The following is a 10,256-nucleotide window of genomic DNA, read 5'->3' as shown; positions in this document are numbered from 1 at the left end:
TTCGCGTGGCAAGAGCGGCACCGGGCGGCCCGCGAAGCTCACTTCGCGCTTGAGCGGGTCAAGTCGCAGCGGGCCGACCTGATACTCCTGCACGCCGGGCGCCGCTTCGCGCCGACGCATCAGCGCGTCGAGCCGGGCGGTCAGTTCGATGAACTCGAACGGCTTGGTCAGATAATCGTCGCCGCCGGCGCGCAGACCGCGCACACGTTCGTCGACCGCGGAGAGCGCGCTCAGAATCAACACCGGCGTGAGCACGCCAGCGCTGCGCAACGCCGCCAGCATGCCAAGCCCCTCGAGTCCGCCCGGCAACATACGATCAAGCACGATGGCGTCATAACTGTGGGCGACCGCGAGCATCAAACCGTCGCGGCCCGTGCGCGCGGTCTGCACCTTGCAGCCGTGGTCGGTCAGTGCTTCGACGATCTCCGCGAGGGTTTGCTCGTCGTCTTCGACGACCAGTACGTTCGACATACGTTTTTCCAGAAGTGGGCGCCCGGCGAACCTGGGCGAGGCGGCCGCGTACACTACGCTCGTATCCACAATGCCCCGAAGTATGCCGTGCGAAGTTGCACAGGCATTTCGCGCCAACATTAAAAAATTTTAATGCTGGCCTCATCAACCTGTTTAGCGTATGCGAATCCTGCTGGTCGAAGACGATACGCGCGCCAGCCACTTTCTGGCGCGTGGCTTGAGCGAAAGCGGTCTCATTGTCGACACCGTCGCCGATGGTGCGACCGGCCTCGCGTACGCGCGCGAAGGCATTTACGACGTGATTGTGACCGACCGCCTCCTGCCGGCGCTCGACGGCATCGCGCTCGTGCGGCAATTGCGCGCCGGCGGGAATACCACACCGGTGCTGATGCTGTCCGCGGTTGGCGGGCTGAGCGACCGCGTGGAGGGCATCCGCGCCGGTTGCGACGATTACCTCATGAAGCCGTATGCCTTCGTCGAAGTGCTGGCTAGAATCGAAGCGCTCGCGCGGCGCGCGGATCGCAGCCGGATGAGCGAGCGGCTCGAATGCGCGGATCTGGTACTCCATACCCGGGCGCGAACCGCAACGCGTGGCGGCCGTGATCTGCGCCTGCAGCATCGGGAGTTTCTGTTGCTCGAATGCCTCGCGCGTCGCGAAGGCCAGGTCGTGACGCGCAGCATGCTGCTCGAGGCGGCATGGAATTACGATTTCGAACCGCGCGGCAATATCATCGATATGCACATGCATCGGCTGCGGGCGAAAGTGGACTGCGATTTTCCGGTGGCGCTGATTCATACCGTGGTGGGGGCGGGTTATATGCTGAACCCGGCACCTTAGCCGGGGCTTTGCCGCGACATGGACGGCCTCGTGGACGCGCGCTGCGACGGCGCTTTGCGGCGCATTAAAATTTTTTCATTATTGGGCGAAAGCGCCGACAGGAGCCGCTGACTAATCTGGCGACCTTCCCATGTTGCCGGAGCGTTCTCCAATGTCAGCGCTGTCCCATCCGGCGCCGTTCGCGCGTGTCGCCAGTCCTCGGGCGCGCTATCCGGCGATGTGCGCTGCCGTGTGCGCCGCGCTGTCGGCGCTGGGCGTCGTGATGCTGGCCGGCTGCTCGCTCGTGCCGGCCTATCAACGGCCGAGTGCCCCGCTTGCGGCAGGCTTCGACGGCGCGGCGGGCGCGTCGCTCGCCGATACTGTCCCCGTCAGGAGCGGCTGGTGGCACGAATATCACGACCCCGCGCTGGATGCGCTGGTCGCTCGCAGTCTGCGCAACAACTTTACGCTGGCGTCGGCGATTGCGAGCGTCGAACAGGCGCGCGGCAACGCCGAGAAAGCCGGCGCGCCGCAGTATCCGACGCTGTCGCTCGGCGCGACCTTCGACCGCAGTCACCAGGGGCGTGGTTCGACCACCAAGACCCAGAGCCTGTTCGCCGAAGCCAGTTACGAGATCGACTTCTGGGGCTTCAACGCCGCCAACGCCACCGCGGCCGACCTGCTCGCGCGCGCGTCCGAGTTCGATCGCGATACGGTGGCGTTGACGCTGACCGCATCGGTGGCGGACACGTATTTCCAGGTCCAGAGCCTGCGCCGCCGTCTGGCCATCGCACGGTCCATTTCAGACGATGCCGCGCACATTCTGCAATTGTTGCTCGCGCAGCAGGAGGCGGGCGTCGCGACGGAGCTGCAGGTCCAGCAGCAACGCAATGCGCTCGCCACCTTCCAGGCGGCGGTGCCGGCGTTGCAGCAACAACTGGACACCAACATCCATGCGCTCGCCGTGCTGGTGGGCGCCGCGCCCGAGCAGTTCACGGTCAACGGCACCGCGCTCGCCGGCATCGCCATTCCGCAACCGGGTCCGAATCTGCCGGCCAGCCTGTTGGAGACACGCCCCGATATCCGCTCGAAGGAAGCACAGCTGCAGTCGGCCAATGAGAGCGTTGGCGCGGCGCGCGCGGCCTTCCTGCCGAACATCGTGCTGACCGCCGACGGCGGGCTCAGCAGCAAGTCGCTTTCGCATTTCCTGTCGAGTCCGTTTGCCAGCCTCGCCGCGTCGCTGGCCGCGCCGCTGTTCGACGGCGGCGCGCTGCGTGGTCAATTGCACGCAAGCCAGGCCGCCGAAGCAAAAGGTGTCGCTGACTACCGACAGGCCGTCGTGACTGCGCTGCAAGACGTCGAGGATTCGCTCTCGGCCGCGCAACAGCAGCAGCTCGCGGAAGCCGCCGACCAGACTGCCGCCGACGCCGCCCGCAAAGCCGCCACGCTCGCGCAAGCCCAATACAAGCTCGGCACCGTCGACTTTCTGACCGTACTCGACGCCCAACGCACGCTCTTTCAAGCCGAAGACACGCTGGTGCAGGCGCGGCTCACGCGCCTGCAAGCTTCGGTGAGCCTGTTTCGCGCGTTCGGCGGCGGCTTCGGCGTGACCGATAGCGGCACCGCTTCCACTTCCACGCCTTCCCGCTCATGAAACCTGCCGACCTTCCGAACCATGAGGCGCCCGGCGCGCGCCGTCGCGCGCCGCTCCTGGTGGCGTTTGTTCTTCTTGTCGTGATTCTTGTCGCGTGGCTATGGCCACGGCATCCAGCCGTGAAGCCGGCGGCCGCGGTGCCGGTCAACGCCGGCCATCCAGCGAACAGCGACTTTCCAATTTGGGTGGCCGCAGTGGGTACGGTGCAGGCGCTCAATACCGTGGACGTCAAGGTGCGTGTGGATGGCCAGTTACAGCGCGTGGCCTTCACGGAAGGGCAGGATGTGAAGGCAGGCCAGTTGCTCGCCCAACTCGACCAGGGCCCGCTCACCGCGCAATTGCATCAGGCCGAAGCGGCGCAACGCAAGGACCAGGCGTCGCTCGATAACGCGAGGCTCGATCTCGCGCGTTACTCGAAACTGGTCGGCATTGGCGCAGCGACCACCCAGGCCGTGGATACCGCGAAGGCGCAGGTCGAAGCGCTCGCCGCCACTGTCGCGGCCGACGCAGCGCTGGTGCAGAGCGATCGCCTGCAACTGAGCTTCACCACCCTCTTCGCACCGTTCACCGGCCGTGTGGGCGCGCGCGAGGCCGACATCGGCGCGATCGTGCATCCTACCGACGCGACCGGCATCGTCACCGTCACGCAGATGGAGCCGATCACCGTGTTGTTCTCCGTGCCGCAAGACGTGCTCCCCGATTTGCTCACGAATCAGGCGGCTGCGCCTTTGGCGGTGAACGTCACGACGCGTTCCGGCAGTACAGCGCTCGCCGACGGCACGCTCGTGTTCATCGACAGCACGGTCGATCCGACCACCGGTCAGATCAAACTCAAGGCCTCGTTCACCAACAGGGACCGCAAGCTGTGGCCGGGCGAGCTGGTGAATGCTCGCGTGCTGTTGCGCACCGATACGCAACGGCTCGCCGTGCCGAGCCGCGCGGTCGTGAACACGCAAAACGGCACGCAGTTATACGTGATCGACGCGAATGGCACGGCGCAGATGCGTGCGGTGCAAACCGGCGTGACGGTCGACGGTATGACAGAAATTCGCAGCGGCGTCGCGTCCGCAGACCTCGTTGTGTTCGATGGACAAAGCCGCTTGAACCCGGGCGTGCGCGTGGCGGCGACCACGGTGCCGACGGTCGCCCAGGCACCGGCCAACGCAAAGCCGGCCGACAGCCAGGCTAAGCAGGACAATGCGTTATGAGCCTGATGGAACTGTTCATCAAGCGGCGGATTGCGACCAGTTTTCTTGCCATCGCCGTGCTGCTGGCGGGCGCGGTAGCCTATTTTCTGCTGCCGGTCGCGCCCTTGCCGCAGGTCGATTTCCCGACCATTCAGGTCGTGGCGAAGTTGCCGGGTGCGAGTGCCGAGACCATGGCGACATCGGTAGCGACGCCACTCGAACGACAACTCTCGTTGATTGCGGGCATCACGCAGATGACGTCGTCAAGTTCGCTGGGGACCACCAACATCGCCGTGCAGTTCGATCTGTCGCGCGATATCAATGGCGCGGCGCAGGATGTGCAGACGGCGATCAACGCGGCCGGCGGCACCCTGCCGAAGAATCTGCCGAACCCGCCGACCTATGAAAAGGTCAACCCGGCCGACTTCACCTTACTGTCACTCGCACTGACGTCGCCATCGCTCACGCTTACGCAGCTCGACAGCTACGCCGAAGACTATCTGGCGCAGCAGATTTCGCAGCTGCCAGGCGTGGGCCTCGTCGATTTCCACGGCGAGCAGCGGCCTGCCCTGCGTATCCAACTCGATCCGGACAAACTCACCGCGCGCGGCCTCACGCTCGAGGACGTGCGCTCGATCGTCGGCTTGCAGACCGTGAACGCGCCGAAGGGCAGCCTGAACGGCCCGGATCGCTCGGTGATTTTCAACGCCACCGACCAGATCACGACTGCCTCGGCGTATCGCGATCTGGTGGTCGCGTACAAGAACGGCGCGCCGATTCGCGTAGCCGATCTCGGCACCGTTCTGAACGCTGCCGAAGACAACCAGCAGGCCGCATGGCTGCAGCACGAACGCGCGATCATTCTCGATATTCACAAGCAGCCTGGCTACAACGTCGTGCAGACGATTGCCAACATCAAGGCGAAGCTGCCTGCGCTGGACGCGACGCTGCCCGCCGCCGCGCATCTGCATGTCGTGGGCGATCGTACGCAAACCATCAATGCGTCGGTGCACGACGTGCAGTTCACGCTGATGCTGACGGTCGCGCTAGTCGTCATGGTCATCTTCTCGTTTCTGCGCAACCTGTGGGCGACGATCATTCCGAGCCTGACGATTCCGTTGTCGCTGGTCGCTACTTTCGGCGCGATGTACCTGCTCGGCTATAGCCTCGACAATCTGTCGCTCATGGGGTTGACCATCGCGGTGGGCTTCGTGGTGGACGATGCGATCGTTGTGATCGAAAACGTTATGCGCCATGTCGAAAAAGGCGTGCCGCGCATGAAAGCCGCGCTGCTGGGCGCAATGGAAGTGCGCTTCACGATTATCTCGATGACGATCTCGCTGATCGCGGTGTTCATTCCGATCCTGTTGATGGGTGGCATTGTCGGACGCCTGTTCCGTGAGTTCGCGGTGACGGTGAGTGCGGCGATCCTGATGTCGGCGCTGGTCTCGCTGACCGTCACGCCGATGCTATGCGGCTGGCTGATCCGTTTGCCCGAGCCGGACGACACAGGGCCCATGCGCCAGTTCGAAGCGTGGCTCGAAAAACGCTTTGTCGCGGTGGAGCGGCGTTACGAGCGTGGTCTCGATTGGGTGTTGAATTGGCCGAAACTGATGCTTGGCGTGACGATCGCGACGATCGTCGCGACGATCGCGCTGTTCGTTGTGATCCCGAAGGGCTTCTTCCCGCAGGAAGACTCCGGGTTGATCATGGGTGTCGCGCAGGCCGCGCCGGATATTTCCCCGCGATCGATGTCTTTGAAAATGCAGCAACTAGGCGACATCATCGAGGCCGATCCAGCCGTTGATAACGTCTACTACTGGATGGGTGCGAATCCGACCGTGAGCCAGGGCCGCGTAATGATCAACCTGAAGGCGTTCGGTCAGCGCAAGGACAGCGCCGGGCAGGTGCTCGATCGCCTGAAGCCGCAATTGGCGAAGGTGATGGGCATTTCATTGTCGATGCAGGTCCGCCAGGATATTCAGGTAGGTGGCCGCATCAGCGCTGCGCAGTATCAGTACACGCTGCAAGACCCGGATATCAACGAACTGAATCATTGGGCGGGTGTGCTAACCGACAAGCTGTCGAAATTGCCGCAACTGGCGGACGTCACCTCCGACCAGCAGGCGGCCGCTACTAGTGCGACGCTCGTGATCGACCGCAGTACGGCCTCGCGCTTCGGCATTACCGCGCAAGCCATCGACGACACGCTCTACGACGCGTTCGGCCAGCGGCAGATCGCAACACTGTTCACGCAGCTGAATCAGTACCACGTCGTCGAGGAAGTCGATCCGGGCTTTCAGTTGACTACCGACGCGCTCGCGCACCTCTACGTGCGTTCGCCGCTGACCAATGAACTGGTGCCGCTCAATACGCTCGCAAAGATCGAAAACAACGTGTCGCCGATTTCGGTGAATCACCAGGGGTTGTTCCCCGCTGTGACGATCTCGTTCAACCTGGCACCGGGGCAATCGCTCGGCAATGCGGTGACGGCGATTCACCAGGCCGAAACCGCGGCAGGCAAACCCGACAGCTTGACAGGGTCGTTCCAAGGCACAGCGCAGGCGTTTCAGGCCTCGCTTTCGAGCGAACCGTATCTGATCGCGGCGGCGCTCGTCGTGGTGTATCTGATTCTCGGCATCCTGTACGAGAGCGCGATTCACCCGCTCACCATCATTTCGACGCTACCCTCGGCGGGAGTGGGGGCATTGCTTGCGTTGATGCTGTGCGGCCAGAATCTCTCGATCATGGGGATGATCGGGATCATCCTGCTGATCGGTATCGTCAAGAAAAACGCGATCATGATGATCGATTTCGCGCTTGTGGCCGAGCGTGAGCAAGGCTTATCGCCGCGCGAGGCGATCCGTCAGGCCTGCGTGCTGCGCTTTCGGCCGATCATGATGACGACGCTCGCCGCGCTGTTCGGCGCGCTGCCGCTCGCGCTCGGTCACGGCGCGGGGGCGGAGTTGCGCGTCCCGCTCGGAATCGCGATTGTCGGCGGCCTGATCTTTTCGCAAATGCTGACCCTCTTCACGACGCCGGTGGTGCACCTGTGGTTCGACCGTCTGTCGCATTGGCTGGCGAAACCGCGTGCGAACGGCAGCATGCTCGAGCGCGAACGGCTAGGTTGAGCGCCGGCGGCGCGCAACCGCCGGGGCGGTCGCCATGCTCACCGTGTCATGTCGGCACGCATTCCGGCTCTGTCGCGCTAAGGCGATGAGGTAAAATTCGGCAACCGAAATTGAGACGATCACGATGGCCATGACGGGCAAGACGCCGCGAAAGACATTACCGCCAGGGATCGCGAAAGTGCCGAAGCGACTGCACTATCCGCTGGATGTGATCTTGCTGTGTGTGCGGTGGTACGTGGCCTACTCGTTAAGCCTTCGCAATCTCGAAGAGATGATGGCTGAGCGCGGCTTTGAGGTTGACCATTCCAGCGTCCATCGGTGGGTCGTCAAGCTCGTACCGTTGTTCGAGAAAGCCTTTCGCAAGCACAAACGTCCGGTGGGTAAGAGCTGGAAGATGGATGAAACCTACGTCAAGGTGCGCGGCCAGTGGAAGTACTTGTATCGCGCAGTGGACAAGGCTGGTAATACGGTCGATTTCCTGTTGCGGGCGCATCGCGACAAGGTTGCTGCGCGCCGCTACTTCTAGAAGGCCATCGATCGCAACGGCGCGCCCGAGACCGTGACCATGGATAAAAGCGGGGCCAATCTGGCGGCCCTGCAGGCCATCAGCGCTGAACGGGAAACGCCCATCAAGGTCCGGCAGGTCAAGTATTTGAACAACATCGTCGAACAGGATCATCGTGCCATCAAACGCATTGTCAAGCCGATGATGGGCTTCAAGGATTTTCGCTGCGCCCGCATTATCCTGGCAGGCATAGAAGTCATGCATATGATCCGGAAAGGACAAATGCGAGACGATGGCATCGCCCAAAATCCTGCTGAGCAATTCTATTTTATTGTGATGTAACCAGTCCTTTTCATATATGAACTGACTCGACAAGGCCTTCTTATGGCGACACAACCGTTTCCGCGACGCTGCCCGTCCGCTTTGCAATCGAGCCGCACGGTGGAAGTACAACCACGTTCTGCTCGGAGCAGGAACGCTGCGTTCCGCAGCGACCCCTTGTCCGTCCCGCGTGTGCGTATTTGCATTTACGTCAACACTTGCCCACCATCGACCACCAATGTCTGGCCGGTGATCCAGCCCGCGTGCGAGCTGGCGAGAAACAGGACAACATTCGCGACCTCCGCGGGCGTTCCGAGCCGGCCGAACGGAACCGAACCCAGTATCCGCTCATACAGCGTGGGATCGGAAGTCTTGCGCTGTTCCCACGCTCCACCGGGAAATTCGATGGAGCCGGGCGCAACCGCGTTGACACGGATCCGATCCGGGGCGAGTGTCAATGCATGGGAAGCCGTGTAGTGCACGACCGCGGCTTTGATCGCCGCGTAAGACTGCGTGCGTGACGATGGACGCAGCGCTGAGATGGACGTCACATTGACGATCGCGGCGTTGGCCGACTGCCGCAGGAACGGCAATGCGGCATGACCCGCACGCACCGTTGCCATCAGATCGACCTGAATACCGGCCTCCCAGCCGGCTTCGGTATCCCCGCCTCCGAACCCTGACGCGTTGTTGATCAAAATGTCGATGCCGCCAAGCGCCTCGCCGGCGGCCGCAACGTAAGCGCTGATCGCCTCGCCGTCAGCGAGATCGCAAGGCGCGGTATGGACCGCATGGTCATAAACGGCCAGTTCGGCCTCGACCGCTTTCAATCCTTCGATGTTGCGTGCACAGACGGACACGGAGGCGCCTTCCTGCGCGAACCCGAGTGCGATGCTGCGGCCGATGCCGCGCGAGCCCCCCGCGACGACGACGCGTTTTCCGTTGAAATCTAACCCCATGATCTTGCCTCCAGGCAGTGACGTGAGCGCCAGTATGGCCGGAACTTTCAGATTTCGCCGGCGTAGTCCGCAGTAAGACCGTCAACGTTCCATCAATTGCGACGTCAACACGCACGCGGGTCATACGTCTGTTGCGGCCGAGCCTTGCGGAACGAGGCACTGCCGAATGCAGAAAAAAGGGTCCCGCCTGTGCGCACAAACGAATATGTCCCTCGCGCAGCAGGGATGCTAGTTCGCGCACTCCGCGGCAGTCGGCCACTAAGGGACGTACGCGTAGCAGCCGTTCGGCGGAACGGTAAGTCGCAGAGGAGTTCGACCTGGACGACTATGGGTGGAAGCAGTGGGAGCCAGACTTCGCCGCGTGGGTGGAAGCACCGAAGTTCAGCGCACGGGATGAAGTGCTGAGACGGCTAAAAGATGCGCGGCCGAACGAGGCGGCCCGATGGATTCGTCGCCATAGGCGAGCGGGAGAGGTCATGGCGAAGCGCGCAATAAAAGCGATCTACGCAGGCATTGGCCTTTCGGCTCTTTGGCCCCTGGCGTAAAGCAGCCGGTCGTTCTCGGCGCGCTGGTTTTGGGGGGCTGCCTGTTTCTCGCGGCGACTATATTTGTAGTTTGGATGGTTGAGGATTAGTCGACACCAATGGCGAGCGGGAGATCGGTGTGACGTTAGAAACAAAGACGAGTGGTCCCGCAACGCCTCCTACTATGGTCGAGGCGTTGCGGCACATGGCCGAATGCTTACCTCTGGTCGATGGCGATGTCGTGATGTGGAGGCATGCGCTTCTGAAGGCAGCGGCCGAGCTCGAGGCCGAAACCGCGCGGCTCGACTTCCTGATCAAAAGCGAAGCGCGCGTTGGCCAGGGCGTTGATGGCTTCTATCACGTCCGGGGAGGTCCATTGGGCGACCCCGAGAACCTGGAGCCGTACAATGCGAATTGCGAGACGGCCCGGAATACAATTGACGCGGCGCGCCTGGCCGCGAGAGATGGCAATACAATCCGCCGGCCGTAAATCACAGATACAGGCGGCAGGCTGTCAGTCCTGAGTCACGCCGGCGTTCCTGAACGCCTGAACGCGTCTCTCGAAGAGGCATACGCCGTCGTCTCCAGAAACTGGCTAGCGGATTCGGGGATGTCGCCGGGGATGAATTGGGATGGGCCGCCCTAAATTCTTTCTGACGAATGAATCGGACCTGTGACCTTCCAGCG

General features: G+C 62.7%; 7 protein-coding genes and 1 pseudogene. 6 read left to right on the top strand and 2 right to left on the bottom strand.

The genetic code is table 11. The annotated features are described in order from the left end of the window. Positions 1–471, bottom strand: a 471-nt coding sequence (locus VGH68_RS15560; RefSeq protein ID WP_331604536.1) for a response regulator transcription factor, incomplete at its 3' end; no start/stop codon positions are given. 160 nt (positions 472–631) lie between these two features. On the opposite strand from VGH68_RS15560, the gene VGH68_RS15555 reads away from it, so the two are divergent. The 5 genes and pseudogenes from VGH68_RS15555 to VGH68_RS15535 all read left to right on the top strand — a co-directional run bounded on the left by VGH68_RS15555 (position 632) and on the right by VGH68_RS15535 (position 8,107). Beyond that, positions 632–1,309, top strand: coding sequence for a response regulator transcription factor (locus VGH68_RS15555; RefSeq protein WP_331604535.1), 678 nt, complete (start codon positions 632–634; stop codon positions 1,307–1,309). 151 nt (positions 1,310–1,460) lie between these two features. Then, positions 1,461–2,942 carry an efflux transporter outer membrane subunit gene (locus tag VGH68_RS15550; RefSeq protein WP_331604534.1) on the top strand — a complete coding sequence of 494 codons (1,482 nt, stop codon included), beginning with the start codon at positions 1,461–1,463 and terminating at the stop codon, positions 2,940–2,942. Next, the gene (locus VGH68_RS15545) at positions 2,939–4,150 is read left to right on the top strand and encodes an efflux RND transporter periplasmic adaptor subunit (RefSeq protein WP_331604533.1); all 1,212 of its coding nucleotides are present in this window, start codon (positions 2,939–2,941) and stop codon (positions 4,148–4,150) included. Before VGH68_RS15550 ends, VGH68_RS15545 begins: the two co-directional genes overlap by 4 nt. After that, positions 4,147–7,260: an efflux RND transporter permease subunit gene (locus tag VGH68_RS15540; RefSeq protein WP_331604532.1), complete on the top strand. Its 3,114-nt coding sequence runs from the start codon at positions 4,147–4,149 to the stop codon at positions 7,258–7,260. The genes VGH68_RS15545 and VGH68_RS15540 overlap by 4 nt, the downstream gene beginning before the upstream one ends. Positions 7,261–7,384: 124 nt before the next feature. Further along, a pseudogene (locus VGH68_RS15535) lies at positions 7,385–8,107 on the top strand (IS6 family transposase). 185 nt (positions 8,108–8,292) lie between these two features. On the opposite strand, the gene VGH68_RS15530 reads toward VGH68_RS15535, so the two are convergent. After that, entirely contained in the window at positions 8,293–9,045 is a 753-nt protein-coding gene (locus tag VGH68_RS15530; RefSeq protein WP_331604531.1) for an SDR family NAD(P)-dependent oxidoreductase, read from the bottom strand. A 708-nt stretch (positions 9,046–9,753) separates the two neighbouring features. On the opposite strand from VGH68_RS15530, the gene VGH68_RS15525 reads away from it, so the two are divergent. Beyond that, positions 9,754–10,059, top strand: coding sequence for a hypothetical protein (locus VGH68_RS15525; protein WP_331604530.1), 306 nt, complete (start codon positions 9,754–9,756; stop codon positions 10,057–10,059). Positions 10,060–10,256 lie beyond the last annotated feature (197 nt).

Source organism: Paraburkholderia sp. (assembly GCF_036488505.1).
Lineage (GTDB): Bacteria > Pseudomonadota > Gammaproteobacteria > Burkholderiales > Burkholderiaceae > Paraburkholderia.
This window is presented reverse-complemented; position numbering and strand designations above follow the sequence as displayed.